At 59.3% G+C, this 25,795-nt stretch carries 26 protein-coding genes, 1 tRNA gene and 1 pseudogene; 9 read left to right on the top strand and 19 right to left on the bottom strand.

Annotated elements, in window-relative coordinates; all coding sequences use genetic code 11:
- Nucleotides 1–8: 8 nt before the first annotated feature.
- The 3 genes from infA to aat all read right to left on the bottom strand — a co-directional run bounded on the left by infA (nucleotide 9) and on the right by aat (nucleotide 1,776).
- Entirely contained in the window at nucleotides 9–227 is a 219-nt protein-coding gene (gene infA, locus EGJ22_RS09765; protein ID WP_002553999.1) for a translation initiation factor IF-1, read from the bottom strand.
- Between the two features lie 102 nt (nucleotides 228–329).
- Nucleotides 330–1,037, bottom strand: a complete 708-nt coding sequence (locus tag EGJ22_RS09770; RefSeq protein WP_009683113.1) for an arginyltransferase — start codon at nucleotides 1,035–1,037, stop codon at nucleotides 330–332.
- A gap of 55 nt (nucleotides 1,038–1,092) precedes the next feature.
- The gene (gene aat / locus EGJ22_RS09775; protein WP_125920186.1) at nucleotides 1,093–1,776 is read right to left on the bottom strand and encodes a leucyl/phenylalanyl-tRNA--protein transferase; all 684 of its coding nucleotides are present in this window, start codon (nucleotides 1,774–1,776) and stop codon (nucleotides 1,093–1,095) included.
- Nucleotides 1,777–2,099: 323 nt separating this feature from the next.
- Here aat and EGJ22_RS09780 point away from each other — a divergent pair, with 323 nt between their 5' ends.
- The 6 genes from EGJ22_RS09780 (at nucleotide 2,100) to cysG (ending at nucleotide 9,759) form a co-directional block, all read left to right on the top strand.
- The gene (locus EGJ22_RS09780) at nucleotides 2,100–4,661 is read left to right on the top strand and encodes a DNA translocase FtsK (protein WP_371921041.1); all 2,562 of its coding nucleotides are present in this window, start codon (nucleotides 2,100–2,102) and stop codon (nucleotides 4,659–4,661) included.
- A 62-nt stretch (nucleotides 4,662–4,723) separates the two neighbouring features.
- Nucleotides 4,724–5,347: an outer membrane lipoprotein chaperone LolA gene (gene lolA, locus EGJ22_RS09785; RefSeq protein WP_009683108.1), complete on the top strand. Its 624-nt coding sequence runs from the start codon at nucleotides 4,724–4,726 to the stop codon at nucleotides 5,345–5,347.
- 12 nt (nucleotides 5,348–5,359) lie between these two features.
- The gene (locus EGJ22_RS09790) at nucleotides 5,360–6,685 is read left to right on the top strand and encodes a replication-associated recombination protein A (protein WP_029887832.1); all 1,326 of its coding nucleotides are present in this window, start codon (nucleotides 5,360–5,362) and stop codon (nucleotides 6,683–6,685) included.
- On the top strand, nucleotides 6,682–7,056 hold the full coding sequence (crcB, locus tag EGJ22_RS09795) for a fluoride efflux transporter CrcB (protein WP_009683106.1): 375 nt from the start codon (nucleotides 6,682–6,684) through the stop codon (nucleotides 7,054–7,056). Before EGJ22_RS09790 ends, crcB begins: the two co-directional genes overlap by 4 nt.
- A gap of 30 nt (nucleotides 7,057–7,086) precedes the next feature.
- A complete protein-coding gene (serS, locus tag EGJ22_RS09800) occupies nucleotides 7,087–8,367 on the top strand; it encodes a serine--tRNA ligase (protein WP_009683105.1) in 1,281 nt (426 codons plus the stop codon).
- The gene (gene cysG / locus EGJ22_RS09805) at nucleotides 8,368–9,759 is read left to right on the top strand and encodes a siroheme synthase CysG (protein WP_029887833.1); all 1,392 of its coding nucleotides are present in this window, start codon (nucleotides 8,368–8,370) and stop codon (nucleotides 9,757–9,759) included.
- Nucleotides 9,760–9,873: 114 nt separating this feature from the next.
- Here the strand turns inward: cysG and EGJ22_RS09810 are convergent, their stop codons facing one another.
- The 8 genes from EGJ22_RS09810 to EGJ22_RS09850 form a co-directional block, all read right to left on the bottom strand.
- Nucleotides 9,874–10,833: a glutathione S-transferase family protein gene (locus tag EGJ22_RS09810; RefSeq protein ID WP_029887834.1), complete on the bottom strand. Its 960-nt coding sequence runs from the start codon at nucleotides 10,831–10,833 to the stop codon at nucleotides 9,874–9,876.
- Nucleotides 10,834–10,926: 93 nt separating this feature from the next.
- Nucleotides 10,927–11,928 carry a glycosyl transferase family protein gene (locus tag EGJ22_RS09815; RefSeq protein ID WP_029887835.1) on the bottom strand — a complete coding sequence of 334 codons (1,002 nt, stop codon included), beginning with the start codon at nucleotides 11,926–11,928 and terminating at the stop codon, nucleotides 10,927–10,929.
- Nucleotides 11,929–11,939: 11 nt separating this feature from the next.
- Complete coding sequence (locus EGJ22_RS09820) at nucleotides 11,940–12,275, bottom strand: TusE/DsrC/DsvC family sulfur relay protein (RefSeq protein ID WP_029887836.1); 336 nt, start codon at nucleotides 12,273–12,275, stop codon at nucleotides 11,940–11,942.
- Complete coding sequence (tusB, locus tag EGJ22_RS09825; RefSeq protein ID WP_029887837.1) at nucleotides 12,272–12,568, bottom strand: sulfurtransferase complex subunit TusB; 297 nt, start codon at nucleotides 12,566–12,568, stop codon at nucleotides 12,272–12,274. Before tusB ends, EGJ22_RS09820 begins: the two co-directional genes overlap by 4 nt.
- Nucleotides 12,568–12,927, bottom strand: a complete 360-nt coding sequence (tusC, locus tag EGJ22_RS09830; RefSeq protein ID WP_029887838.1) for a sulfurtransferase complex subunit TusC — start codon at nucleotides 12,925–12,927, stop codon at nucleotides 12,568–12,570. The genes tusB and tusC overlap by 1 nt, the downstream gene beginning before the upstream one ends.
- Before the next feature lies 1 nt (nucleotide 12,928).
- On the bottom strand, nucleotides 12,929–13,321 hold the full coding sequence (gene tusD / locus EGJ22_RS09835) for a sulfurtransferase complex subunit TusD (RefSeq protein WP_029887839.1): 393 nt from the start codon (nucleotides 13,319–13,321) through the stop codon (nucleotides 12,929–12,931).
- A gap of 226 nt (nucleotides 13,322–13,547) precedes the next feature.
- On the bottom strand, nucleotides 13,548–14,927 hold the full coding sequence (locus EGJ22_RS09840) for a nucleobase:cation symporter-2 family protein (protein WP_029887840.1): 1,380 nt from the start codon (nucleotides 14,925–14,927) through the stop codon (nucleotides 13,548–13,550).
- A gap of 250 nt (nucleotides 14,928–15,177) precedes the next feature.
- A complete protein-coding gene (locus tag EGJ22_RS09850; RefSeq protein WP_003251184.1) occupies nucleotides 15,178–15,849 on the bottom strand; it encodes a Bax inhibitor-1/YccA family protein in 672 nt (223 codons plus the stop codon).
- 132 nt (nucleotides 15,850–15,981) lie between these two features.
- Here EGJ22_RS09850 and EGJ22_RS09855 point away from each other — a divergent pair.
- A tRNA-Ser gene (locus EGJ22_RS09855) sits at nucleotides 15,982–16,069 on the top strand.
- A gap of 123 nt (nucleotides 16,070–16,192) precedes the next feature.
- Here EGJ22_RS09855 and EGJ22_RS09860 read toward each other — a convergent pair.
- The 3 genes and pseudogenes from EGJ22_RS09860 to EGJ22_RS09870 all read right to left on the bottom strand — a co-directional run bounded on the left by EGJ22_RS09860 (nucleotide 16,193) and on the right by EGJ22_RS09870 (nucleotide 18,783).
- Nucleotides 16,193–17,260, bottom strand: a pseudogene (locus EGJ22_RS09860) (integrase).
- A 199-nt stretch (nucleotides 17,261–17,459) separates the two neighbouring features.
- Entirely contained in the window at nucleotides 17,460–17,762 is a 303-nt protein-coding gene (locus tag EGJ22_RS09865; protein WP_050492166.1) for a putative quinol monooxygenase, read from the bottom strand.
- A gap of 28 nt (nucleotides 17,763–17,790) precedes the next feature.
- Nucleotides 17,791–18,783: a zinc-binding dehydrogenase gene (locus tag EGJ22_RS09870; protein WP_029885020.1), complete on the bottom strand. Its 993-nt coding sequence runs from the start codon at nucleotides 18,781–18,783 to the stop codon at nucleotides 17,791–17,793.
- Nucleotides 18,784–18,884: 101 nt separating this feature from the next.
- On the opposite strand from EGJ22_RS09870, the gene EGJ22_RS09875 reads away from it, so the two are divergent.
- Entirely contained in the window at nucleotides 18,885–19,787 is a 903-nt protein-coding gene (locus EGJ22_RS09875; protein WP_050492165.1) for a LysR family transcriptional regulator, read from the top strand.
- A gap of 166 nt (nucleotides 19,788–19,953) precedes the next feature.
- On the opposite strand, the gene EGJ22_RS09880 is transcribed toward EGJ22_RS09875, so the two are convergent.
- The 4 genes from EGJ22_RS09880 to EGJ22_RS09895 form a co-directional block, all read right to left on the bottom strand.
- On the bottom strand, nucleotides 19,954–21,129 hold the full coding sequence (locus EGJ22_RS09880; RefSeq protein ID WP_080709154.1) for an L-dopachrome tautomerase-related protein: 1,176 nt from the start codon (nucleotides 21,127–21,129) through the stop codon (nucleotides 19,954–19,956).
- Nucleotides 21,130–21,298: 169 nt separating this feature from the next.
- Nucleotides 21,299–21,601 carry a putative quinol monooxygenase gene (locus tag EGJ22_RS09885; RefSeq protein WP_029885018.1) on the bottom strand — a complete coding sequence of 101 codons (303 nt, stop codon included), beginning with the start codon at nucleotides 21,599–21,601 and terminating at the stop codon, nucleotides 21,299–21,301.
- 130 nt (nucleotides 21,602–21,731) lie between these two features.
- On the bottom strand, nucleotides 21,732–22,427 hold the full coding sequence (locus tag EGJ22_RS09890; RefSeq protein ID WP_029885017.1) for a type 1 glutamine amidotransferase domain-containing protein: 696 nt from the start codon (nucleotides 22,425–22,427) through the stop codon (nucleotides 21,732–21,734).
- Between the two features lie 33 nt (nucleotides 22,428–22,460).
- A complete protein-coding gene (locus tag EGJ22_RS09895) occupies nucleotides 22,461–23,300 on the bottom strand; it encodes a type 1 glutamine amidotransferase domain-containing protein (RefSeq protein WP_029885016.1) in 840 nt (279 codons plus the stop codon).
- A 139-nt stretch (nucleotides 23,301–23,439) separates the two neighbouring features.
- Here EGJ22_RS09895 and EGJ22_RS09900 point away from each other — a divergent pair, with 139 nt between their 5' ends.
- A complete protein-coding gene (locus EGJ22_RS09900) occupies nucleotides 23,440–24,354 on the top strand; it encodes a LysR family transcriptional regulator (RefSeq protein WP_029885015.1) in 915 nt (304 codons plus the stop codon).
- A 500-nt stretch (nucleotides 24,355–24,854) separates the two neighbouring features.
- Here the strand turns inward: EGJ22_RS09900 and EGJ22_RS09910 are convergent, their stop codons facing one another.
- On the bottom strand, nucleotides 24,855–25,745 hold the full coding sequence (locus tag EGJ22_RS09910) for a LysR family transcriptional regulator (protein ID WP_029885013.1): 891 nt from the start codon (nucleotides 25,743–25,745) through the stop codon (nucleotides 24,855–24,857).
- Nucleotides 25,746–25,795: the final 50 nt, after the last annotated feature.

A 25,795-nucleotide genomic window follows, 5' to 3' on the forward strand; every position in this document is an offset into this window, starting at 1 on the left:
GCTGGAGCTTAGCGCGCACGGTAGGTGATGCGGCCCTTGCTCAGGTCATAAGGCGTCAGCTCGACGCGAACCTTGTCGCCAGTGAGAATACGGATGTAGTTTTTGCGCATCTTTCCGGAGATGTGCGCGGTTACGACGTGCCCGTTTTCCAACTCCACGCGGAACATGGTGTTGGGCAGGGTGTCGACGACAGTACCTTCCATTTCGAAGCTGTCTTCTTTCGACATGCAGTTGAGCCCTCGGTGTCCAGTGTTGGCCCGACGCATATCCGCACCGGGCAAAAAAGTGGCGTGGATTATGCCGGAAAACTGTGTGTCAAGCCAATGCTTTCAGTTGAGGGTGACCCAGCGCTGGTTTATCAACAATTCGATGGGCCGATACTGTGTCTTGTAGTTCATCTTCTTGCAGTTCTTGATCCAGTAGCCCAGGTACACCGCCTCCAGATCCTTGCGCAGGGCTTCGCCGATTTGCCAGAGAATGGCGAAACGGCCCAGGCTGCGGCGCTCTTCGTCAGGCTCGTAGAAGGTGTAGACCGCTGACAGGCCATTGGGCAGCACGTCGCACACGGCCACTGCCATCAGCCGGCCGGCCAGGCGAAATTCGTAGAACCAGCAGAAGGGCAGGTCCCGCACCAGGAAGGTGGAAAACTGGTCGCGGCTGGGTGGGTACATGTCACCGTCGGCATGGCGGGTTTCGATATAACGCCGGTACAGCTCGAAGTACTCTTCCTTGAACGCCGGCCGCGCTGCGCTCACGCTGAGGTCGGCATTGCGCTTGAGAATGCGCCGCTGCTGGCGGTTGGGAATGAAGCGGGCCGCGGGAATGCGCGCCGGTACGCAGGCGTTGCAGTTCTGGCAGTGGGGGCGATACAAGTGGTCGCCACTGCGGCGAAAACCCATGTCCGACAAGTCGGCATAGACGTTTACGTCCATCGGCTGGCTGGGGTCGAGGAACAGCGTGGTTGCCTGCTCGTCGGGCAGGTAACTGCAGGAGTGGGGTTGAGTGGCATAGAACTTCAACCGCGCCAACTCTGTCATGATCAACCCCTCGGTGAGACTTTGTTCTAAGTGTAAGCCAGCCAGGGAAAACCGCCTAGGCAACCACCCAGGTCGCGCTGTTGGGCTGGTCGAGGTGGCGGGCCAGGTAGCGGGCGAACTCGGCGCGGCTGATGGCATGGGCGCCGAGGCTGTGCAGGTGGTTGGTAGGCATCTGGCAATCGATCAGTACGAAGCCGGCCTGGCGCAGGTGCTCGACCAGGGTCACGAAACCGACCTTGGAGGCGTTGTCGGCGCGGCTGAACATCGATTCGCCGAAGAACAACTGGCCCATGGCCAGGCCGTACAGGCCGCCGACCAGTTCGCCGTGCTGGCGTACTTCGACCGAGTGGGCAATGCCGCGACGGTACAGTTCGCAGTAGGCGTTGCGCATGGTATCGGTGATCCAGGTGCCGTCGGCGTAATCGCGGGGGGCGGCGCAGGCGTCGATCACCGCCGGGAAGTCGCTGTCGAAACTGACCTGATAGCGCCCCTGGCGCATCAGCTTGGCCAGCGAGCGCGATACGTGAAGCTGGTCGGGCAGCAACACCGTGCGCGGGTCGGGTGACCACCACAGGATCGGCTGGCCGTCCTGGTACCAGGGGAAGCAGCCATGGCGGTAGGCCTGCACCAGCCGTTCGGGGCTCAGGTCGCCGCCGGCGGCGAGCAGGCCGTTGGGTTCGTGCAGGGCCTTTTCCAGGGGCGGGAAGGTCAGCGAGTCGCGGGTCAGCCAGGTGAGCATGGTCTATCGTGCGGTGGGGGAGGGGAGCGGGCAGCATGGCGTGCGCGCCCGGCAGGGTCAATGGCTGAGCGCCGGCAGCGGCGGCCAGGGCCGGCACGGCCGCGGAATCCGGGCAATTTCCTGCCCATTGATGAAACCACAGGCACCATCCGCTACATTTGCTGTCATACCTGTGCAAAAACACAGCATAAGCCTTTGTCACGAAAGAAAATGCGTGCTCAAATTGCAGGCATGTGAAAGTCGCCCCCGCTTGAGCGCCTTACGGCGCGCCGTCATGGCAGTGGGCGGGCAGTAATGTTAAAAGTAGTGATTCATTGGCCGCACTGCCGGCCGAGCACTATTGGACGCGCAACACGCGCAGGAATAGACGTGTTTTGAAGAAATCCACCGCAACCCCAGCTCCCTTGCCCGTGCCCCTGTGGCGGCAGCAGCTGCATTATCGCCTCAAGGAAGGTGCGTTGATCGCCGTTGGCGCTCTGTGCCTGTACCTGTGGATGGCGCTGCTGACCTACGACACCTCGGATCCGGGCTTCAGCCACACCGCCACCGTCGACCAGGTGCGGAACGCCGCCGGGCGTGCCGGTGCCTACTTTGCCGACATCCTGTTCATGGTGTTGGGTTACTTCGCCTATATCTTCCCGCTGCTGCTGGCGGTGAAAACCTGGCAGATCTTCCGCCAGCGCCATCAGCCCTGGGACTGGAGCGGCTGGCTGTTTTCCTGGCGGCTGATCGGCCTGGTGTTCCTGGTGCTGTCGGGGGCCGCGCTGGCGCACATCCACTTCCATTCGCCTGCGAGCTTGCCGTTTTCTGCCGGCGGCGCCCTGGGCGAAAGCCTTGGCGACCTGGCGCGCAACCTGCTGAACGTGCAGGGCAGTACGCTGATGTTCATCGCCCTGTTCCTGTTCGGCCTGACCGTGTTCACCGACCTGTCGTGGTTCAAGGTGATGGACCTGACGGGCAAGATCACCCTCGACCTGTTCGAACTGGTGCAGGGCGCCGCCAATCGCTGGTGGGAAGCCCGCAACGAACGCAAGCGCCTTGAAGCGCAGTTGCGTGAGGATGAGCCTGTAGTGAAGGCCGCGCCAACGGTCGCCGAGAAACGCGAACCCGCCAAACCGGCGCTGCGTGAGCGCATCTTCAAGCGTGAAGAGGCGCCGGCAGCGGTGGTCGAGCCCCGCGAGCCGACCCTCGGGCGCGAGCCCGTTGCCCCGGTGCGCGAACCGGCCCTGGCCCGCGAGCCGGTGGTGCCGCCCCGCGAGCCAAGCCTTGCCCGTGTGCCGTCGTCCACGCCAACCATCGTGCCCCCGGCCGCAGACAAGGTGCCAGAGCCGAGCAAGCGGGTGATGAAAGAGAAGCAGACGCCGCTGTTCATCGACAGCGCCGTGGAGGGCACGCTGCCGTCGATATCCATCCTCGACCCGGCCGAACAGAAGAAGATCGAGTACTCGCCAGAATCCCTGGCCGGTGTCGGTCAGCTGCTGGAAATCAAGCTCAAGGAGTTCGGCGTTGAGGTCTCGGTGGACTCCATCCACCCAGGCCCGGTGATCACCCGTTACGAAATCCAGCCTGCCGCTGGCGTCAAGGTCAGCCGTATCGCCAACCTGGCCAAGGACTTGGCGCGGTCGCTGGCGGTGACCAGCGTGCGTGTGGTCGAGGTCATCCCCGGCAAGACCACCGTGGGTATCGAGATCCCCAACGAAAACCGCCAGATGGTGCGTTTCTCCGAAGTGCTGGCCACGCCGCAGTACGACGAGCAGAAGTCCCCTGTCACCCTGGCCCTGGGCCACGACATTGGCGGCAAGCCGGTGATTACCGACCTGGCCAAGATGCCCCACCTGTTGGTGGCCGGTACCACGGGTTCCGGTAAGTCGGTGGGGGTCAACGCGATGATCCTGTCGATCCTGTTCAAGTCCAGCCCGGAAGACGCGCGGCTGATCATGATCGACCCGAAAATGCTCGAGCTGTCGATCTACGAAGGCATTCCGCACCTGTTGTGCCCGGTGGTCACCGACATGAAGGACGCCGCCAACGCCCTGCGCTGGAGCGTGGCCGAGATGGAGCGCCGCTACAAACTGATGGCGGCCATGGGGGTGCGTAACCTGGCCGGCTTCAACCGCAAGATCAAGGACGCCCAGGAAGCCGGGGAAATCATCCACGACCCGCTGTACCGCCGCGAAAGCATGGACGACGAGCCGCCGGCGCTGAAAACCCTGCCGACCATCGTGGTGGTGGTCGACGAATTCGCCGACATGATGATGATTGTCGGCAAGAAGGTCGAAGAACTGATCGCCCGTATCGCGCAGAAAGCGCGTGCGGCGGGCATTCACCTTATCCTCGCCACCCAGCGCCCGTCGGTGGACGTGATCACCGGTCTGATCAAGGCCAACATCCCGACCCGCATGGCCTTCCAGGTGTCGAGCAAGATCGACTCGCGGACCATCATCGACCAGGGCGGTGCCGAACAACTGCTGGGCCACGGTGACATGCTGTACATGCCGCCGGGCACCAGCCTGCCGATCCGGGTGCATGGCGCGTTCGTTTCCGACGACGAGGTGCACCGCACGGTCGAGGCGTGGAAGCTGCGCGGCGCCCCAGACTACAACGACGACATTCTCAATGGCGTGGAAGAAGCCGGCAGCGGCTTCGACGGCGGCGGCGGTGGAGGTGATGGTGACGATGCCGAAACCGATGCGCTGTATGATGAAGCGGTGCAGTTCGTGCTCGAGAGCCGTCGTGCTTCCATTTCTGCGGTACAGCGCAAACTGAAGATCGGCTACAACCGTGCCGCCCGCATGATCGAGTCGATGGAAATGGCCGGCGTCGTTACCCCGATGAACAGCAACGGCTCGCGGGAAGTAATTGCCCCAGGCGGCCCGCGCGACTGATGAACACCCTGCCGGGCGCCAGTGTTGGTGCCCGGCCTTTTCAATGCTCAATGAGGATTCCCATGCGCGCGATTCGCATGCTGTTGGTTTCTGCCCTGACCCTGGGCTCGGTTACCGCTTATGCCGGTGAGCAGGATGTGCAACGCCTGACCCAGTTGCTGGAAAAGTCACAGACCATCGAGGCCAATTTCTCGCAGCTGACCTTGGGCGCCGATGGCACCAGCCTGCAGGAAACCTCGGGCAAGATGACCGTCAAGCGTCCGGGCCTGTTCTACTGGCATACTGACGCACCGCAGGAGCAAGTGGTGGTGTCGGACGGCAAGAACGTCACCCTGTGGGACCCGGACCTGGAACAGGCCACCATCAAGAAGCTCGACGTGCGCCTGAACCAGACTCCGGCGCTGCTGCTGTCGGGTGATGTGTCGAAAATCAGCCAGAGCTTCGACATCACTTCGAAGGAGCAGGGCGAAGTGATGGACTTCACCCTCAAGCCGAAAACCAAGGACACCTTGTTCGACTCGCTGCGCGTGTCGTTCCGCAAGGGCCTGATCAATGACATGCAGCTGATCGACAGCGTCGGCCAGCGCACCAACATCCTGTTCAATGGCGTCAAGGCCAACCAGGCGGTGCCGGACAGCAGGTTCAAGTTCGACATTCCCAAAGGCGCGGACGTGATCAAGGAGTAACCAGAGCTCGCCATGGACCTGTTTCGAAGCGAACCTGTCGCCCAGCCTCTGGCGGCCCGCCTGCGCCCGTCCAACCTGGACGAGTACGTAGGCCAGGAGCACCTGCTGGCGCGCGGCAAACCGTTGCGCGAGGCATTGGAGCAAGGCGCGCTGCACTCGATGATCTTCTGGGGCCCGCCAGGGGTAGGCAAGACCACCCTGGCGCGGCTGCTGGCGCAGTTCTGTGATGCGCATTTCGAAACCGTGTCGGCGGTACTGGCCGGGGTCAAGGAAATTCGCCAGGCGGTGGAGGTTGCCAAGCAGCAGGCAGGGCAATACGGCCGCCGCACCATTCTGTTCGTCGACGAGGTGCACCGCTTCAACAAGTCGCAGCAGGATGCCTTCTTGCCCTACGTGGAAGACGGCACCCTGCTGTTCATTGGCGCCACCACCGAAAACCCCTCGTTCGAGCTTAACAACGCACTGTTGTCGCGGGCGCGGGTGTATGTGCTCAAAAGCCTGGACGAGGCGGCGTTGCGCAAGCTGGTCGACCGCGCCCTCACCGAGGAGCGTGGCCTGGGCAAGCGCAACCTGCGGGTGGGCGACGATGCCTTCAAGATGCTGCTGGCCGCCGCAGACGGCGATGGCCGGCGCATGCTCAATTTTCTCGAAAATGCCTCGGACCTGGCCGAAGACGGCAGTGAAATCGACGTCGAGATGCTGCAGAGCCTGTTGGGCGACAGCCGTCGCCGTTTCGACAAGGGCGGCGAAGCCTTCTACGACCAGATTTCCGCGCTGCACAAATCGGTACGCGGCTCCAACCCGGACGGCGCCCTGTACTGGTTCGCGCGCATGCTCGACGGCGGCTGCGACCCGCTGTACATCGCCCGCCGTGTGGTGCGCATGGCCAGCGAAGACATTGGCAACGCCGACCCGCGGGCGCTCGGCTTGTGCCTGGCCGCCTGGGATGTACAAGAGCGCCTGGGCAGCCCCGAAGGCGAGCTGGCGGTGGCCCAGGCCATCACCTACCTGGCCTGTGCGCCGAAGAGCAACGCGGTGTACATGGGCTTCAAGACCGCCCTGCGCGAAGCCGCCGAGCATGGCTCGCTGGAAGTGCCACTGCACTTGCGCAATGCGCCCACCAAGCTCATGAAGCAACTGGGTTATGGCGACGAGTACCGCTACGCCCATGACGAGCCCGACGCCTATGCGGCCGGTGAGGACTACTTCCCCGATGCACTCGAGCCGCGCCAGTATTACCAGCCGGTGCCGCGCGGCCTGGAACTGAAAATCGGCGAGAAGCTGCGCCACCTGGCCGACCTGGACCGCAACAGCCCCCGTCAGCGGAGAAAACCATGATTGCCTTGATCGCTGCCGTAAGTGCCGGGGGCGTCGCCGGTACGTTGCTGCGCTTTGCCACCGCCAATTGGGTCACCGCCCACTGGCCACGGCACTTCTATGCCGGTACGCTGGCGGTCAACCTGGTTGGCTGCCTGCTGATCGGCCTGCTCTACGGCTTGTTCCTGCACAAGCCACTGGCGCCGGTTGAGTTGCGCGCCGGCTTGATCGTCGGCTTCCTTGGTGGCCTAACAACTTTTTCCTCTTTTTCGCTCGATACCGTGCGCCTGATGGAAAGCGGGCAAGTGCCGCTGGCCTTGGGCTATACCAGTATCAGCGTAGTGGGCGGGCTGCTCGCGACCTGGGCCGGCCTGTCCCTGACCCGTTTCTGAACCAACACCTACCTATAACGAGAGAACGATATGCTCGATTCCAAACTGTTACGCGGCCAACTTCAGGAAGTGGCGGATCGCCTGGCCTCCCGTGGCTTCAGCCTGGATGTCGCGCGCATCGAATCACTGGAAGAACGCCGCAAGGCGGTGCAGACCCGTACCGAGCAGCTGCAGGCCGAGCGTAACGCCCGTTCCAAGTCCATCGGCCAGGCCAAGGCCAAGGGCGAGGACATCGCCCCACTGATGGCCGATGTCGAGCGCATGGCCAATGAGCTGGCGGCCGGCAAGGCCGAGCTGGACGAGATCCAGGCCGAGCTCGACGGCATCCTGCTGACCATCCCCAACTTGCCGGATGCCAGCGTACCGGTCGGTGCCAGCGAAGACGACAACGTTGAAGTGCGCCGTTGGGGCACCCCGCAAACCTTCGATTTCGACATCAAGGACCACGTTGCCTTGGGTGAACTCAGCGGTGGCCTGGACTTCGAAGCCGCCGCCAAGCTGTCCGGCGCACGCTTTGCCGTGCTGCGCGGGCCGATTGCCCGCCTGCACCGCGCCCTGGCGCAGTTCATGATCAACCTGCACACCGGCGAGCACGGTTACGAGGAACACTACACCCCGTACCTGGTGCAGGCCCCAGCGCTGCAGGGCACTGGCCAGTTGCCGAAGTTCGAAGAAGACCTGTTCAAGATCACCCGCGAAGGCGAGGCTGACTTCTACCTGATCCCGACTGCCGAGGTGTCGCTGACCAACCTGGTGGCAGGCGCGATTCTGGATGCCAAGCAACTGCCGCTGAAGCTGGTTGCCCACACCCCGTGCTTCCGCAGTGAAGCGGGCGCTTCTGGCCGGGATACCCGCGGCATGATCCGCCAGCACCAGTTCGACAAGGTCGAGATGGTGCAGGTGGTGGAGCCGGCGAAGTCGATGGAAGCCCTGGAAGGGCTGACGGCCAACGCCGAGCGCGTGCTGCAGCTGCTGGAGCTGCCGTACCGCGTGCTGGCCCTGTGCACCGGCGACATGGGTTTCGGCGCGGTGAAAACCTATGACCTGGAAGTGTGGGTGCCGAGCCAGGACAAGTACCGTGAAATCAGCTCGTGCTCCAACTGCGGCGACTTCCAGGCGCGCCGCATGCAGGCCCGCTGGCGCAACCCGGAAACCGGCAAGCCGGAACTGGTACACACCCTCAACGGGTCCGGCCTGGCGGTTGGCCGTACCTTGGTTGCGGTGCTGGAAAACTACCAGCAGGCCGACGGCTCGATCCGCGTACCAGAGGTGCTGAAGCCTTACATGGGCGGCGTCGAGGTCATCCGCTAAATGGATTATCTGCCGCTGTTCCACAAGCTGCAGGGCGGCCGTGTTCTGGTCGTCGGCGGCGGTGAGATCGCCTTGCGCAAAGCGCGCTTGCTGGCGGATGCCGGGAGTGTGCTGCGCGTGGTGGCGCCGGACGTCGACGGCCAGTTGGCTGCGTTGGCCCGGGAAGGTGGCGGTGAGGTGCTGGTGCGTGGCTACCAGGCCGCCGACCTGGTCGGGTGCCGGCTGGTGATCGCCGCCACTGACGACCCTGGGCTGAACGCGCAGGTGTCGGCTGATGCGCAGGCCGTCAGCCTGCCAGTCAACGTGGTGGACGCGCCGGCCTTGTGCACGGTGATCTTCCCGGCGATTGTCGACCGTTCACCGTTGGTGATTGCGGTGTCCAGTGGCGGGGACGCTCCGGTGCTGGCGCGTCTGATTCGCGCCAAGCTGGAAGCCTGGATCCCGGCTGCCTACGGTGAGCTGGCCGGGCTGGCGGCGCGGTTCCGGCACAAGGTCAAGTCCTTGTATCCGGATGTGAACCAGCGCCGTGGCTTCTGGGAGAGCGTGTTCCAGGGCCCGATCGCCGAGCGCCAGCTGGCCGGGCAGGGCGCCGAAGCCGAACGCCTGTTGCAGGCGATGGTGGAGGGCGCACCGGTGCAGCAGGGGGGCGAGGTGTACCTGGTTGGTGCGGGCCCAGGCGACCCGGACCTGCTCACCTTTCGCGCCTTGCGCCTCATGCAGCAGGCCGACGTGGTGCTGTATGACCGCCTGGTGGCCCCGGCGATCATCGATATGTGCCGGCGTGATGCCGAGCGTATCTACGTTGGCAAGCGCCGCGCTGATCACGCCGTACCGCAGGACCAGATCAACCGCCTGTTGGTTGACCTGGCCCAGCAAGGCAAACGCGTGCTGCGCCTGAAGGGCGGCGACCCGTTCATCTTTGGGCGCGGTGGCGAAGAGATCGAAGAGCTGGCCGAGCATGGCATCCCCTTCCAGGTGGTTCCGGGTATTACGGCGGCCAGTGGCTGTTCCGCCTATGGCGGCATTCCATTGACCCATCGCGACCATGCCCAGTCGGTGCGCTTCGTGACCGGGCACCTCAAGGATGGCACCAGCAACCTGCCATGGAACGACCTGGTAGCGCCGTCGCAGACCCTGGTGTTCTACATGGGTTTGGTGGGCTTGCCTACGATCTGCGCAGAGCTGATTCGCCATGGGCGTGCGGCCAGTACCCCGGCGGCCCTGGTGCAGCAGGGCACTACGCGTAACCAGCGGGTGTTCACCGGTACCTTGGCGGATTTGCCGGAGCTGGTGGCCCAGCATGAAGTGCATGCGCCGACCCTGGTGATTGTTGGGGAAGTGGTGCAGTTGCGCGACAAGCTGGCCTGGTTTGAAGGTTCGCAGAACAGCTGAACCCGCCGGGGCCGCTTTGCGGCCCATCGCGACACAAGGCCGCTCCTACACCAAGGCACTGCGCTGTAGGAGCGGCCTTGTGTCGCGATGGGCTGCAAAGCAGCCCCCAGTGCCTCAACCCTGCCAAATCCCTTTACCCACCAACCGCTCCCGATCATGCGGCTGGTTGAAATCCTGCAACGGCCCCTTAGGCACGATCCCGTTCGGGTTGATGGTCTTGTGGCTCATGTAATAGTGCTTCTGGATATGCTCCATATCCACCGTCCCCGCCACCCCCGGCCACTGGTACAGCTCACGCAGCCAGTTCGACAGGTTGTGATAATCGCTGAGGCGCCGCAGGTTGCACTTGAAGTGCCCGTGATACACGGCGTCGAAGCGCACCAGCGTGGTGAACAGGCGCACATCGGCTTCAGTCAGGTATTCGCCCGCCAGGTAGCGATTGCGGCCTAACAGATCTTCCAGATGATCCAGCTCGTTGAACACGTCATCGAACGCCGCCTCGTAGGCCTCCTGCGTAGTCGCGAAGCCGGCGCGATAGACGCCGTTGTTCACCGCCGGATAGATACGTTCATTCAGCGCCTGGATGGCCGGGCGCAGCGGCGCTGGGTACAGGTCGAGGGTGTTGCCGGTCAACGCGTTGAACGCGCTGTTGAAAATGCGAATGATCTCAGCCGACTCATTGTTGACGATGCGTTTCTCTTTCTTGTCCCACAGCACGGGTACTGTCACCCGGCCGGTGTAGTGCGGGTCGTCCTGGGTATAACGCTGATGCAGGTACTGCAGTGCATCGAGGTGATCGCCGCTGGAGCCTTGCTGCTGGTCGAAGGTCCAGCCATGGTCTTGCATCAGCCAGCTCACTACCGAAACGTCGATCAACGGCGCCAGGCCTTTGATGGCGCGGAAGATCAACGTGCGGTGGGCCCAAGGGCAGGCCAGCGACACGTACAGGTGGTAACGGCCGGCTTCGGGGGCGGGCAACGAATGGCGGCGCTGGGCGTTTTCGCGTTTGAAGGTGCCGTCCTTGCCGTTTTCATACCACTGATCATGCCAGCGGCCGTCGATCAAAAGGCCCATGGTGAGCTCCTGGAACAAAGGGTTTGTCGTTGGAGCCCAGTCTAGGCCAGATCGTTCGAAGAAATAGCGCAAAGATCGGGGTAGTGTTATCGACTAAATCGATCTATCACGGTTGTCCCAATAGGTCTGCGCATTGGTGAAGGCCTGCTCCCGGGTCTGCTCAAGGCCACGCAGTGCCAAGGCCATGGTCGCGATCAGCGCTTTCTCTCCGTAGCTGTCTTGCACTTCACCACGCCAGAAGGCGAGCAAATGCTCCGGTTGCAGCGTGGCGGGCTTGACGTGACGGCGCTCGCTGAGCGCCGGCCATTCCTCATCCCAGGCTACGCCGGCAGTGGTGCCGTAGAGGTGGCTGATGACGTCCGGGTTGACCTCGATCTCGCCGCCATCGCCCTTAATCACCACGGCATGGTCGCCCAGCAGGCGGCTAGCCTCGCGGTGCACCGCCTGGTAACCGGGGTGGAAGATGCTTTGCAGGCCGCAACGCGCGCCCAGCGGGTTGAGCACCCGCGCCAGGGAGTGGATAGGCGAGCGCAGGCCCAGGGTGTTGCGCAGGTCGATCATGCGCTGCAGTTGCGGCGCCCAGTCGTGCAAAGGGAAAAACGCCAGCTGATGCTGGCCCAGCGCGGTGTCGACCGCTGCCCAGTCGCGGCACAGGGGGATATGCAACAGGCCGAGCAGCTGCTCGGTATACAGGCGCCCGGCTGTGTGTGCACCGCCGCCATGCATCAGGATACGAATACCATTGCCGGCCAGGCATTTGGCGGCCAGCAGGTACCAGGGTAAGTGGCGCTTCTTGCCAGCGTAGGTTGGCCAGTCCAGGTCCACGGCAATGCGCGGGGCCTGCAGGTGGCCGCGTAGCGCTTCGGTGAAGCCGGCCAGCTCTTCGGCGCTTTCTTCCTTGTGCCGCAGCAGCATCAGGAAGGCGCCCAGCTGGGTGTCCTCGACCTTGCCTTCCAGCAGCAGGGTCATGGCAGCCCGTGCTTCCTCGCGGGTAAGGCCGCGCGCGCCGCGCTTGCCTTTGCCAAGAATGCGCACGAATTCAGCGAACGGGTGTTCGGCCGGAGTTTCCAGGGTCAGCGGGCGGGCTTGGTTCAAGGGTGGCAGGGTCATATGCAATTGGTCGGCTTGGGCAGGCCCGCCAGCTTGGCGGCAAGTTTGGCGGGGGTGCCATTGAACAGGCGGTTCAGGTGCGGGCTATTGCCCTTGTCAGGGCCTAGCTTCAGGGCGGTGTACTTGATCAGTGGGCGGGTGGCCGGGGACAGCTGGTACTCCTGGTAGAACTGCCGCAGCAGTTCGAGGATTTCCCAGTGGTCCGCGGTCAGCGCAATGCCCTCGCGCTCGGCAAGGGCCTCGGCGGCTGCATGGGACCAGTCTTGCAGGTCGACCAGGAAGCCGTCCTTGTCCAGGGCGATCGCCTGATCGGCAACGGTGAGGGTATTCATAGCCAGCTGTTGACCTTGTCGTAGTGCAGCGACAGTTCGACGAACCCGGCGTAGTCCACGGCCTTGGCCAGGTCGTTGCCGACCGCGCGGGCTTGCAGGTCTTCGTCCAGGGCGAACAGGCGCTGGGCCAGGCTGGCGGCTTGCAACTGGCGGTACGCTTCGCTGCCGCTGCGCAGGGCGTACACCGCATCGCCGCACAGCAGCAGGGCGTCGTGCGCGCCAAGCAGGCGTAGGCAACTGGCCAGGCGCTCGTCGCCGAACGGGGAGTGGGCAATTACGTGCAGGGTCGTCATCAGAGCGTTACCACCTGGTCGAAACGGGCGATCAGTGCGGTCAGTGCCGCGTCATCCAGCACTTGCACTGGCAGTGCCAGGCTGTCGGCGGCCAGGCCACGGCGGGTGAGGCTGTGGTTGCAGGCGAACAGTTCTTCGACGCCGAACATCGGCAACGCCTGCAGGTTGGCGGCCAGGTTCTTATGTTGCACGGCGGCAGGTTGCTGGTATGGCGCCAGCTGGAACACGCCATCGTCGAGGAACAGCATGCCCAGCGGCAGGTCGAACGCGCCACCGGCCAGGGCGATGTCCAGCGCCTCGCGGGCAGATGGGCCGTTCCACGGCGCCTGGCGGCTGATGATCAACAAGGATTTGGCCATTTCAGTCGCCTCCAAAGCAGACAAGGCGGTCGGCGACTTGCGCGGCCTCGTGCAGTTGCCCCAGGCCGGACAACTCCCATGGCCTGGGCAGGTTCACGGCCGGGCGCTGATAGCGGTTGGCCTCGGCCTCGTCGAGCACGCCACGGCGCAAGGCGGCGGCGATGCACACCACGGCATCCAGCTGGTGGGTCTCGATAAAGGCACGCCACTGCGCGGCCACGTCCACTTCATCCTGGGGCGCGACCACGTTGGCCGAGGCACTGTGTACCCCGTCCTGATAGAAGAACAGCCGGGCAATCTCATGCCCGCCGGCCAGCACCGCCTCGGCATAGCGCAAGGCGCGCCGCGAGGAGGGCGCATGGGCCGGGGAGAACACCGCGATAGCGAATTTCATGGGTAACTCATGCAAAGGAATACCGCCATGATAAAGCAAAAAAGCCCGCGCCCGCTTGTGCATGCGGGCGCGGGCTTTTGTAGGAGGCCTTGTGTCGCGATGGGCTGCAAAGCAGCCCGGGGCTTCAGCGCAAATGCACAAATTGCTGGGGCTGCTTTGCAGCCCATCGCGACACAAGGCCGCTCCTACAGGGATTGCGCAAGGCCCTGTCAGAAGGGAACAGGCCTCAAGCCTGTTCCTTGCTCTCCGGCAGGAACCAGTTCAGCACCAAGGCACAGATGCCACCGGTCGCCACCCCCGACTCCAGCACATGGCGCACCGCCGCCGGCATATGCGCCAGGAACTCCGGCACCTGCGCCACACCCAGGCCCAGCGCCAACGACACGGCAATGATCAGCAGCGCACGCCGGTCCAGGCGGGTGCTGGCCAGAATATTGATGCCCGACGCTGCAACCGCGCCAAACATGACCATTGCCGCACCCCCCAGCACCGGCTCTGGCACCGCCTGAATCACCCCGGCAACACTGGGGAACAGCCCCAATATCACCAGCATTACGGCAATCCACATGCCGATATGGCGGCTGGCAATACCGGTTAGCTGAATCACGCCGTTATTCTGCGCAAAGATTGAACTCGGGAAGGTGTTGAACAAGCCCGCCAACAGCGAGTTGGCGCCGTTGACCAACACGCCACCCTTGATCCGCTGCATCCATACCGGGCCTTCGACTGGCTGGCGCGACACCTTGCTCGTGGCGGTCACGTCACCAATGGCTTCCAGCGACGTCACCAGGTAGATCACCAGCATCGGAATGAACAGTGCCCACGAGAAGCTCAGGCCGAAGTGCAGCGGCGTCGGTACCTGAAACAGCGCGGCCTCGTGCATACCGGTGAAGTCCAGGCGGCCCATATAGCCCGCCAGCGCATAGCCGACCGCCAGGGCAATAACGATGGCACAGCTGCGCATCCACACCACCGGAATACGGTTGAGGATCACGATAATGGCCAGCACCACACCCGACAACAGCAGGTTCTCGCCATTGGCGAAGGTGCCATTGGCCATGGCACCGAAGCCGCCACCCATACTGATCAGGCCGACCTTGATCAGCGTCAGGCCGATCATCAGCACGACAATGCCGGTGACCAGCGGGGTGATCAGGCGTTTGACGAAGGGCAGGATGCGCGAAACGCCCATTTCGACGAACGAGCCAGCGATGACCACGCCAAAGATGGCGGCCATCACACCTTCGACTGGCGTGCCTTGCTTGACCATCAGCGCACCCCCGGCAATCAGCGGGCCCACGAAGTTGAAGCTGGTGCCCTGCACGATCAGCAACCCGGCGCCAAACGGCCCGAAGCGCTTGCACTGCACGAATGTGGCGATACCGGAGATTACCAGCGACATGGAGACGATCAGGTTGGTGTCCCGCGCGGACACCCCCAGCGCCTGGCAGATCAACAGCCCGGGCGTCACGATCGGCACGATGATCGCCAGCAGGTGTTGCAGCGCCGCCAGCAGCCCGATCAGCAGCCGAGGCTTGTCCTCGAGGCCAAGCACCAGCTCATTGGCGGGGGCCGATGCTGCTGGGCTGTGTTCATGTGTGCTCATGGCTGAAAGCTGCCCCTGAAGAAAAAAGGAGCGCATTCTACGGGGTGAAGGCAGATTGCGGTAGAGCAAAGCACGATGCCGACATGATCGGCGACCCTACGCCTAATTACCTGACTTTTCAGTCAAAAACCGCCCGCCGCGAATGTGCACTGCTGCGCCGGTTAACCTATGCTAAAGGCGAACACCGGCATGCCTTTCCCACACCCACAAAAAAGCCCGCCGAAGCGGGCTTTCTCACAACCTACAACAATCAGTCATCACGCCCCATGATGCCAAACAGCTGGAGCAGGCTGACGAACAGGTTGTAGATGGACACATACAGGCTGATGGTGGCCATGATGTAGTTCCGCTCACCACCGTGAATGATCGCGCTGGTCTGGAACAGGATGCACACCGACGAGAACAGCACGAAGCCAGCGCTGATCGCCAGTTGCAGGCCGCTGATCTGGAAGAAGAAGCTGGCCACGACCGCACCCAGCAGCACGAAGAAGCCGGCAGTGATGAAGCCACTGAGGAAGCTCATGTCCTTGCGGGTAATCAGTACGTAAGCCGACAGACCACCGAACACCAGGGCAGTCATGGCAAATGCCGAACTGACAACCTCGGCACCACCGGCCATGCCCAGGTAGCGGTTGAGGATTGGGCCGAGAATGAAGCCCATGAAGCCGGTGAGGGCGAAGGTGGAGACGAGGCCCCAGGCCGAATCACGCAGCTTGTTGGTCAGGAAGAACAGCCCGTAAAAGCCGATCAGCACCACGAACACGTTCGGGTAGCCGACACGCATTTGCTGGGCAACGAAGGCCATGACGCCGCTGAAGGCGAGGGTGAGCGCCAGCAGACTGTACGTGTTGCGCAGGACCTTGCTGATCTCCTGCTGCTCGACCTGCTGGCCGTGATGTACGGCATAATCCTGTTCGCGCATGGCGACACTCCTTGGTAAACCTGTGGTTTCGAACGTTCAGATGCTGGGAGTCTACCAGAGCCATTGCAACCCGCGACACAGAGAGTTTGACAGCTTGTTTCATTACGGTATTATGGCGGCCGCAAACGAGCTGGAAGCGTGGCCGAGTGGTTTAAGGCAACGGTCTTGAAAACCGTCGATGGGCAACTATCCTAGAGTTCGAATCTCTACGCTTCCGCCATATTCAAAGCCCTGATTATTCAGGGCTTTTTGCGTTTCTGAGGGGCGGAAAACTCGACGCTGAAAAGGCCAAGTGTTCCGCAACTTTTCGATGGTGTTCCGCAACTCTTTCGCAAAAAAGGTTTCATCGGGTTGGTTTCACGATCTCTCTGACGCGGCGGTAAACGGTCTGCGTGATCCGCTTATCGGTATGTCCTAGTAGTCTACTCACGTGCGCCAGGCCTTCAATTTCGCTCGCTGCTTTGGGCCGGATATCGCGAAACTGGAATTGACGAATGCTATCGGCCAGGACGCTATCAAGGTCTTCCATCGCTTTGGCGGCGGCCTTGGATCTCGCATCGTCAAAGCGAAGGCGCAGCATCGCTTGCGTCACGTTGCGGCCGTCCTCTGTCACGATTAGCTAAGGGTTGCGAACCCCTCGCGCCTTGCGTTGGCTCAGAAGGCGCTCAACCAGTACCCCCAACTGGCTGGTCTCTGCTTCCGTGCCAAGACGTATCCTCAGCTTTTTCGTCGTTTTGCCTTGGGCGAATTGTAGGTAACCATCAACCACGTCCGAGGCTCGAGTGGCGAGCACGTCCGCTGGGCGTTGCCCGGTCAAATAGCCCAGGTCCATGGTATCGCGCAATTCAGGAGCGGCGTATTCGTAGACAGCATCCCAGATCGCCGGCCCAGCATAGAAGTCCCTAGGAGTCTCCTTGTTCTTGCGGATACCGGTCGCTGGGTTTGGGCGGTCAGTAATGCCCCACTCCCTTGCCATGTTGAAAATGTGATAGAGAAGGGCGATCTCTCGATTCGCCCTAACCTTGCCTGTCCGTCGATCTCGATACTGAGCAAGTATTTGAGGTGTAATCAGCTCCATCGGGGCATCATCGAAGGCTTTGCGCAACTGTTTGAGCTCAGCCAGGTTGTCCTTCTGGGTTCGCGGCTTTTTACCCGGGATGACATCCCTTTCATAGCGATCAAATAGCTGACCCATCAAGCGCGTTATCTTTGGAATGGCCTTCCTGTCGAGCTTCGCCCATTCTACTTTGGCGATGTCCAGGTCGTTACCCAAAGGTATCTCTCGACGCCTGCCATCTTCGTCCCTCCCGTCGTAGTAGTAAGCAACCCAGATGTTGCCGTTTTTGCGTTTTCGCGTACGCCGAATCATTCGCGGCGGAAGATCTCTATTAGCGGTTTGTTTCGGACGCATCTTGCTAACCCACCCGAGACAAATCGAAAGTCCACGTCTCTGCGACGGCGCTCATTGTTGTTGGCTTAACGCCAGCCAACTTGAGGCGAGCGTACACTTGGCCAACGACCGGACGTCTATCGCTTGATTTTTACTGGTGATCCCTTGCGGAGGATTTGGTCATGATCATCCGCAAGGGAGGACTTTCGAGATCTTACTGCTAGAAGGCTTGCTCAAACTTATCGATGGTCGGTTGCTCGGCCAGCATACTCGCAGCTTTGAAAGAAAAATTTTGATAGTGCGGCTGCAGCGTGTGCTCATCCAAAGCTTTCTGACTTTTCCAGATTTCATAAATCATGAAGTCGGTAGGTACACCCTCTAATTTATGTAGGACGTACTGAATACATCCCTCTTCTTTTTTAGAGGCCTCGACCAAGCTGCGGAGCTCGGTTAACAGGTCTTCTTCCAGACCTTCTTCCGCTTTCAATCTTGCGATAATCACAATGGGTAAATTGTTAGGCATATGATCTTGCTCCAAGGGGGAAACCGGTTTACCGAGTGATGACGACTTTACCTATAGCCTCTCCGGACTCCAGGCGGGCATGAGCTGCCTTTACACCCTCAGCTGTGAATGGGTGTCGTTCGTCGATAAGGGGCTTGACTAACCCGCGATCCACTAATCTGCTCAGCTTTGTGAGAATCTTGCCGTGATGACTACGGTCAAGATCATGGATGATTGATACAGCCATGAAGACCAAGTCCAGCCGTAGTGCCTTGAAATGCATATCTGTGAGGTCGTAAGTGTCATAGCCGATGATGGATATGACATGGCCCTTGAGCTTGGCAGCCTTCAGCGAGTTTGTGAGCACTGTGCCACCGAGCGTATCGAACACTGTGTCAAAGCCAGAGCCGTTGGTAATACGGCGGGTGTATTCTTCTGGCGATTCTTCTCGGTAAAAGGCGACATCGTCGGCGCCCAGGGAGCGGGCAATCTCTGCTTTCTGTACATTCGAGACTGTAGTGGCAACACGGGCTCCCATGAGTTTTGCCAGCTGAATGCCGATGTGGCCGACGCCACCCGTTCCGCCATGAATCAAGACTGCATCATCTGGCTGGATGGAGGCCCGATCAATCAAAGCTTCCCAGGCGGTGATTGCCACGAGCGGAAGACTCGCCGCATCAGCAAAATTCAATGAGGCGGGCTTGAGAGCGATTAATCTTGCGTCTGCTTCAACTTGCTCCGCCAAGGCGCCAGGAATGCCCACGATGCCTCCGACGCATCCATAGACCTCATCCCCCACCTTGAATTGGCTAACGCCTTCACCCACCGAACTGATGATGCCAGAGACGTCCATATGCAGGATGGCGGGAAAGGTGAGACCTGCGGTGCCTTCGCTCCCGCTGCGAATCTTGGTATCAACCGGGTTGACACTGGTGGCCATAACATCAATGACGACGTGGCCTGGGCGTGCTGAAGGGCGAGCTGTTTCTATTTCTTCAAATACATCCGACTGGCCGTGCTGGTTTATCACGATTGCTTGCATCGATTATCGCTCCGCTTGAAAACCCAAAATCTATCAGCAATGCAAATTCGCGAATATGCTATTCTTGTTGCTTCATTCGGTCTTAAAAGTTGTTAATTTTTATGCTCGACTCCCTTGATGAGCTTCGCTTGTTTCTTGCCGTTTATGAGGAGGGAACCATCCGTGCGGCGGCGCAGCGACTGGGTCTCACAGCGGCGGGCGGGAGCAAGAAATTGCTTGCCCTTGAGGATCGACTAGGGCGAAGGCTTTTTAACAGAACGACTCGGAAATTGAGTCCAACCGCTGATGCCGAAAAGCTCCAACGGTTTGCCAGGCAGATACTGGATGGCGTCATGGAGGCGGAGCGGACTTTTTCTGAAGCACAGGACGTCTCAGGATCTTTACGTATCACAGCTTCTGCCACATTCGCACAGGGCTACCTTGCTCGCGTGCTGAGCAGCTTTCTAGCTGCCTATCCGAAGGTTGTAGTAGATCTTCACCCTACCGACCAGGTCGTCGATGTTGTTGCAAAGGGCTTTGATTTGGCCATCCGTCATGGAGTGTTGGCGGATTCTTCCATGATTGCACAGCGTATAAGCGATTCGCGGCGAGTCATCTGCGCTGCGCCCGTGTATTGGGACAAGGTCGGGGTACCACGGTTGCCCAGAGATCTTACGAATTTGGAAGGTCTCATTGTCGGGAAAGAGGTTAATTGGTCACTGTCCAAAGGTGGTAGTCAGCAATCGATCAAGATTAAACGCCGATTCGAATCGAGCCAGGCGGAGGTCGTCAGGCAGATGGCGTTGGATGGCCATGGCATCGCGCTCTTGGCAGACTGGCATGTCAAGCCCGATCTTGTATCAGGTAGGTTGGTCGAGGCGTTGCCTGATTGGAATGTGGAACCGAATGTAGGCGTCTATGCTGTGTACCCCTCTAGGGAGAATATGGCCCCACCTGTGCGAGCGTTCATCGAGCACTTCAAAGAATGGGCCACGATCCATCCCATCGAGGCCGAGGTAAAATGAATTTGGGGGGCACGAGAGTCAACAACCTCCCCCCGGCAGTATCTTCGGATAACTACTACCTGGTAAAGCCTGCACATGATGCCGTGCTGCTAGGCCCTTACGGATCGTCCGGAGTGGTGAGTGCCGTACATGGCCTCACCGTCAACGAATCTCGAAAGTTGGAAGATTAGCGAGTGGGAGCCGGGCCATTCTTTGCAGGAGTACGATAAATAACATAAGGTTTTTGGCGTACGTCAACACCCTCATTGAAACCAGCTTGTCTATGTAACTGGTTGGCAGTAAAGTACAGGTAGCCGTCAGGGCCTATTGACAAAGTATCAGGCCAAAGCACGCGTGGATCTTGTACAACGGTGCTCCAGCGGCCATGGGAATCGAGACGATGGATAGCATTATGCTCATAGTCGCTTGCGTAAATGTTTCCGGCAGCGTCAGCTTCCAAGCCATCCGAGGCACCCTTGTCACCCAAGTCGATTACAGCAGCAGCTAGTCTCTCCTCGGAAACAGCAGGGTCACGTAGGAGCGCTGTAGGCACGCTATACAGACGACGGCTTGTAAGCGGGGAGTAATAGAGCGTAGTGCCATCTGGCGAAAGAGCGATACCGTCAGACGCGATAGTGAAAGGCTTAGTAGTACCGTCAGGATTTCGGAAAAGCATTTGTTTACCCTCAACAATTGCCACGAATTCTGCATCTGCCGAGGTCGAAATATGGCCGACCAATCGTTTTAGCGCCTTCCCGGTGGCAAGGTCGACAACGATAATTCCGCCTTGGCCGCTCGGTGATGAGTCCGTGACATATGCAACACCTTCTCGCCCAACGCGGAAATCGAGTCGTACATCGTTGACATATGTGCTAGCGTCGATGACATTCGACGGCAAGATTACAGTTTTCACCACCTTGTCGGTAGCTAGATCAATAGCAACTAGCTTGGCACCACCGCTAATTGGGCGAGAGAACTCAGGAGCAGCTGTATCAAGTACCCAAAGACGCCCCCGCCCATCGGCAACGACACTTTGAACACTCAGGAATCGCTCGGAAGGGTGGGTATTGTCTTGGCGGTTAATCTGAGCATTAGGATAAGGTACCGACTTGCCGTTTCGCCACTCAGCGACTGTGTACGGAACTTCGTCGCCCCAGCGCGGAAAATTAACGAAAATCCGACCGGTTTCGCTGACAGTGACCCCGGTCGGCATTGCGCCGTAGAAAGTCGCCACTGGCTCGATCACGCCTATAGATCGGGCTGCAGGTAATGACGAAGGCTCCCCGGCCTCAGCACTGAATGCCGGATGAGAGATCAGCGCAACAAGAGACAGTGCTACATACATTCTGGATGGCTTATACATAAAAATCCTTGGCTGATAAGTACTACCATGCGATTAATAAATTAGGCTTTGATCACATCAAGAGCCGACAAGGTAGTGAAGAAGATTTGTCCTTCAGGACAATATTGACAGACTAACCCTGGGGTAAGCAGTCAGAACAATGGTTTTGTGCATGTGCCGGCTCCCGCTCTTACTTTTTATGATTCGCGTTTAACGGATAGAGAACTTTCACCATGGTTGGCTCAAGGAGCCAGTCGGTAGTTTTTTCACGGTAGCCAAGATAGTGCTCCGTCAGCTTGTGAGCCTTAAAAGCAGCTTCGTCCCTGTAGCTTTCAATCAGATAGAAACCGCTATCTGTATCGGAAACGAAGAGATCGTAACTAATATTTCCCAACTCGGTTCGTGTGGCTTTCACCAGTGCTTGCAGAGCTTTCTCTACATTAATTCGGTACTCTGGCTTAGGTTGTAAAGTGGCAAAAACATGAACGGTCATTACGGTATCCTTCAAAGCGGTTATGTCGACATGTGTGTCTGAGTCAAACTTGACATCACCGTTAAGCCGATAGGCATAGGCTGCCCACCTCAGTGAGTAGCAGCGCTTTAATGAGCTATTCGTCTGACTATCAGGCCTTGATACCAAGCGCCTCAATCAGAATCTCGGCAACCTTCGCTGAGGACTGCGGGTTTTGGCCGGTAATCAACTGGCCATCACGAATGGCGAAGGGTTGCCAGTTATCGCCGCCTTCAAAAACACCGCCCAGTTCCCGCAATCGAGTCTCCAGCATAAAGGGCACCACGCCTGCCAGGCCAACCTCAACCTCTTCGGCATCGGTGAATGAATTGACGCGCTTGCCATGTACCATCGGCAGCCCATCGCTTCGAACCGCAGAAACCAGACCGGCAGCGCCGTGGCATACCGATGCAATGAGCCGGCCATTTTCAAAAGCTGACTCCACCGCGACCTTCACACTTTGATCGGTAGGCAGATCCCACATCGTGCCGTGGCCACCCGGGAAGAAAACGGCGTCGAAATCTTCGCTTCTTAGCTCGCTGACAGGGAATGTCCTTTCGATCTGAGCCAGCAACGAGTCATCAGCCAACATACGTTCAACATCGGGATCGTTCGCCCCTTTAGCTTTAACACTGCCGGCATCGATCGGCGCTTTGCCACCGGCAGTTGAGGCAATTACTATCGACGCACCTGCATCGACTAGCGCGTAGTAGGGTACGGCAAGTTCTTCAGCCCAGAGGCCAGTGGGCTTGTCAGTGTTACCCATACGGCTGCTGGACGTCACGATCATCAGAATTTTAGGAGCCATGAAGTTTTCCTTTGTTCAGCTATTAATCAGGGGTCAATGTTGGTTCAGTGATTTGATAAACTCGGTTGCTTGAGCATGGTCGGAGAAGGGGGTCTGGCCAGTGATCAACTCACGATCCACTACAACCTTGGGCTGCCATGCATCAGCAAACTGCATCTGGCCACCTGCCTGCGCCATCGCTTTTGCCGGGTAGTAGCGCAGTTTTTCGCCTTTCAGCGAATCTTCAAAAACCTTCTCTTCGGCATCTGAAAAGATCGTCATACGGTAGCCGCTGTAGGCCCAGTTCCGCGCCTGATCCAGCCGGCTATTGACCAGAGCCTGCTCATAGCTGCATGGATCATCCTGAGCAGCCAGAAGCGCGATCGGGCCACGGCAGATTGGGGCAGTCGGCTTGCCTTGCGCATGAAAATGCTGCAGCAGCTGTCCGACCTTTGGATTGTTCGAGAGATCAATAAGCCCCGCGTGCCGGCCTGGGATGAAAACGCCGTCATAGCGGCCTAGTCCAGATTTCATTACTTCAGCCAGAGACCTGACGTGATCGGGCGCGGTTAGACTCTCAACGCCACCCTGTATACGGCGCATTTCGCCAGCCTTGCCGGCGAAGTAAACCGGATCAATAGAACGCGGATCCGCCTTGGGCTGGTTTCCTTTCGGAGTGGCTACCGTTAACTGGTAACCGGCACGTAACAGAGCATCAGCGGGAACGCCGAATTCATTGAGGTAGTAACCCGTCGGCAAAGTCTTGCCGTCCTGAAGGGGCAATTCGGTTTCACTGGAGAGCAGCACCAGTACCTCGCCTTTGGGCGCAGCATGAGAAGTAGCAGAAATAGCAAATGCCAATCCGAGTAATAGTGATTTGCACAGCGATTTCATGACGATCTGTCCGTTGCTGTGGGTAAAAGATAGTTTTTGCTAAAGGCCAAAGTGGTCGCTTGTGTGAGCCAACTGTATTGATAGAACTGATGCAGATAAACTGGCAAGAAAGCAATTCATTAATTACACTGGTGAACAAATGAGAGCCTTTGACCCCGTCCAACTGGGCAGCATCGAGCTGTTCTGCAAAGCAGCGGAACTCGGCAGTTTCACCGCCGCCGCCGAAGTGTTGGGGCTGACGCCAGCATCGGTCAGCCGCTCAATCAGCCGACTGGAGGCGAGATTAGGTGTCCGGCTTTTTGCGCGTACAACTCGACACATCCGTCTAACCACTGAGGGCGAGCTTTACCGGCAGCAGTGTCAGCAAGCGCTGGAGCAGATAGCGGAAGCGGAACGAATAATTACTGGAAACCAAAAAGTCCCCAGTGGAGTGCTACGCCTTAGCGTCGGCACCCCCTATGCGCATTACCGGCTGCTTCCTCTGCTGCCTGAATTTCAAGCGATGTATCCCCAGGTCGAGATCGAGCTGAGTATCTCGAATCGCGTGGTGGACTTTGTCGATGAGGGATTTGATCTGGCCATCAGGTTGGGCATTCCGCAAGACTCCAGGCTAATTGCGCACACCCTTGAAGATGCCACTCTGGGGGTTTTTGCCGCCCCCTCCTACTTAAAAGCGCGCGGAACACCGTCGACGCTGGCCGATCTGAATGACCATGACTGTCTACAGTTCGTGCTTCCAAGCACTGGACGGGCTATGCCCTGGATTTTCAGGGACGTGGCCGGCAAAGATATCGACTTTACCTTCCGAAGCCAGAAGCGGGTTCATGACGACGTGCTTGGCTGTGTCAACTGGGCGATTGCAGGCGGGGGACTATTTCAGATTTATCATTTCATCGCCCAAGCAGCCGTCGACCGGGGCGAACTTGTTGAGGTTTTGCACAGTGCTGGCGGACGTACTCGCCGGTTCTCCATCCTTTATCCCCAGAACCGGCACCTCTCAGCTCGGGTGCGCGCATTTGTAGACTTCATCGTGCGAGCTGTACGCCACCCCTAGCTGGTGTGTCAAATACTGGATATCTAGCATAGTCACAGGGCTTCGCGACTGTATGCTTCAATCATGAATGACCGTATCCATCGTTGTCCTTCATCTCGCTCTGTTCTTCCATGCCAAACCATCGCTTTCGTGAACCCAGGAATATCGACTGGTGGCTCTCTCACGACAAGTGTTTCATCCGCTGGAGTCAGCCGCTCTGGTGCTACAGCGATCAGATCACAGGTGCTTAGCAACTCTGGGAGTATGAGGAAGCTGGGGACAGAGACGGAGACTCTTCGCCGTCGATTAATCTTTGACAGCGCTTCATCGGTCACCGCGTGGCTTATTGAAAACTTGGAAGGTGGCCGAGTTCGGATACTCACCCAAGAGACCCAGATCGGAAAGCCTGCACAGGAGCTTGCACAGGCCCAGCCGAATCCTGTGATCAGCGGCCATCAGAATTGGTTAAGTGGACTGGTCGATGCTGCAAAGGGCCTGAGCTTTTAACCGAATCTTAAAACTCAAATGCGGCAGTTGGTTACATTCAGGTGTTGTTGCATCTGATCAACGACTCGCCTGGCTCTGGACGACAGAGGCCACTCTGATCTGTAGATGAGCCAGAGCGTGTCCACAACGGGGTTCCCACACTCCACCACCTGCAAAGTATCTTGTTTGTGGAAGGCGCGCCTGGCGAACCTCGGCAGCACAGTAAAGCCCAAACCTCTTGAAACCGGCTCCAAGATGAGGCCTACCTGATTACTGAAGCCTCGTTTCTGGATTGCTTGAATACCCTGTGCTTCTGGATACCTTCGGCTGAGTAGGCGCGTTGCCATAGCGGCCCCGTCGGGGTGATCGATGAAGCCAAGTTCGGAGAGCGTTTCGAACCCCACGTAGGGTTTGGCGGTTGGCAGTATCAACTCCAATGGCTCCTCGGCAAACCTCTGTGCTTCGATCCTCTCGTTGTCTGGCTTGTAAGTCACAATTCCCATTTCGAAACGATTGCTCAGTACTGCTGCGAGCACCTCCGCGTCAGGGGCGAACCTGTGGCGAATGATCAGTCCAGGATGGGCTTGTTGATAGTCCAGCAGGAGCGGATACAGTGCCAATCCTATACTGCCGGGGGACACTAAGCTGATATCACCTACGTCTTGTTCTTCTGCGCTCAGGCGGGCATCGAGTGCACGGCCAGCGCGCTCCATTTCTCTGAAGTATTCCAACAAGGCATTCCCCGCAGGGGTCAGCTCAACGTGCCGGTGGTGACGGATGAATAGACTACCGTACTGCTGTTCCAAGTGTCGTATGTGCTGACTCACGGCAGCCTGGGTCAGATTCAGATGCTCGGCAGTGCGGGTGAAATTCCCAAGATCGGCAAGCACTGCGAAGGATCGGAGCCACTGCGGGTTAACCATCATGAAGTCTTATCGTAACCATAACGTGATCGTTGTTTTCATTATACGTTGCG

Source organism: Pseudomonas sp. p99-361 (genome assembly GCF_003935475.1).
Lineage (GTDB): Bacteria > Pseudomonadota > Gammaproteobacteria > Pseudomonadales > Pseudomonadaceae > Aquipseudomonas > Aquipseudomonas juntendi.

Bases quoted from the DNA above. Each gene is read 5' to 3' on its own strand.
- crcB (WP_009683106.1), top strand. From the start codon at position 6,682: ATGATTGCCTTGATCGCTGCCGTAAGTGCCGGGGGCGTCGCCGGTACG.
- EGJ22_RS09810 (WP_029887834.1), bottom strand. From the start codon at position 10,833: ATGGGCCTTTTGATCGACGGCCGCTGGCATGATCAGTGGTATGAAAAC.
- infA (WP_002553999.1), bottom strand. From the start codon at position 227: ATGTCGAAAGAAGACAGCTTCGAAATGGAAGGTACTGTCGTCGACACC.
- EGJ22_RS09890 (WP_029885017.1), bottom strand. From the start codon at position 22,427: ATGGCTCCTAAAATTCTGATGATCGTGACGTCCAGCAGCCGTATGGGT.
- EGJ22_RS09895 (WP_029885016.1), bottom strand. From the start codon at position 23,300: ATGAAATCGCTGTGCAAATCACTATTACTCGGATTGGCATTTGCTATT.
- tusD (WP_029887839.1), bottom strand. From the start codon at position 13,321: ATGAAATTCGCTATCGCGGTGTTCTCCCCGGCCCATGCGCCCTCCTCG.
- lolA (WP_009683108.1), top strand. From the start codon at position 4,724: ATGCGCGCGATTCGCATGCTGTTGGTTTCTGCCCTGACCCTGGGCTCG.
- EGJ22_RS09880 (WP_080709154.1), bottom strand. From the start codon at position 21,129: ATGTATAAGCCATCCAGAATGTATGTAGCACTGTCTCTTGTTGCGCTG.
- EGJ22_RS09850 (WP_003251184.1), bottom strand. From the start codon at position 15,849: ATGCGCGAACAGGATTATGCCGTACATCACGGCCAGCAGGTCGAGCAG.
- EGJ22_RS09900 (WP_029885015.1), top strand. From the start codon at position 23,440: ATGAGAGCCTTTGACCCCGTCCAACTGGGCAGCATCGAGCTGTTCTGC.
- EGJ22_RS09885 (WP_029885018.1), bottom strand. From the start codon at position 21,601: ATGACCGTTCATGTTTTTGCCACTTTACAACCTAAGCCAGAGTACCGA.
- EGJ22_RS09910 (WP_029885013.1), bottom strand. From the start codon at position 25,745: ATGATGGTTAACCCGCAGTGGCTCCGATCCTTCGCAGTGCTTGCCGAT.
- EGJ22_RS09770 (WP_009683113.1), bottom strand. From the start codon at position 1,037: ATGACAGAGTTGGCGCGGTTGAAGTTCTATGCCACTCAACCCCACTCC.
- tusB (WP_029887837.1), bottom strand. From the start codon at position 12,568: ATGACGACCCTGCACGTAATTGCCCACTCCCCGTTCGGCGACGAGCGC.
- cysG (WP_029887833.1), top strand. From the start codon at position 8,368: ATGGATTATCTGCCGCTGTTCCACAAGCTGCAGGGCGGCCGTGTTCTG.
- EGJ22_RS09875 (WP_050492165.1), top strand. From the start codon at position 18,885: ATGCTCGACTCCCTTGATGAGCTTCGCTTGTTTCTTGCCGTTTATGAG.
- aat (WP_125920186.1), bottom strand. From the start codon at position 1,776: ATGCTCACCTGGCTGACCCGCGACTCGCTGACCTTCCCGCCCCTGGAA.
- tusC (WP_029887838.1), bottom strand. From the start codon at position 12,927: ATGGCCAAATCCTTGTTGATCATCAGCCGCCAGGCGCCGTGGAACGGC.
- EGJ22_RS09820 (WP_029887836.1), bottom strand. From the start codon at position 12,275: ATGAATACCCTCACCGTTGCCGATCAGGCGATCGCCCTGGACAAGGAC.
- EGJ22_RS09870 (WP_029885020.1), bottom strand. From the start codon at position 18,783: ATGCAAGCAATCGTGATAAACCAGCACGGCCAGTCGGATGTATTTGAA.
- serS (WP_009683105.1), top strand. From the start codon at position 7,087: ATGCTCGATTCCAAACTGTTACGCGGCCAACTTCAGGAAGTGGCGGAT.
- EGJ22_RS09865 (WP_050492166.1), bottom strand. From the start codon at position 17,762: ATGCCTAACAATTTACCCATTGTGATTATCGCAAGATTGAAAGCGGAA.
- EGJ22_RS09790 (WP_029887832.1), top strand. From the start codon at position 5,360: ATGGACCTGTTTCGAAGCGAACCTGTCGCCCAGCCTCTGGCGGCCCGC.
- EGJ22_RS09840 (WP_029887840.1), bottom strand. From the start codon at position 14,927: ATGAGCACACATGAACACAGCCCAGCAGCATCGGCCCCCGCCAATGAG.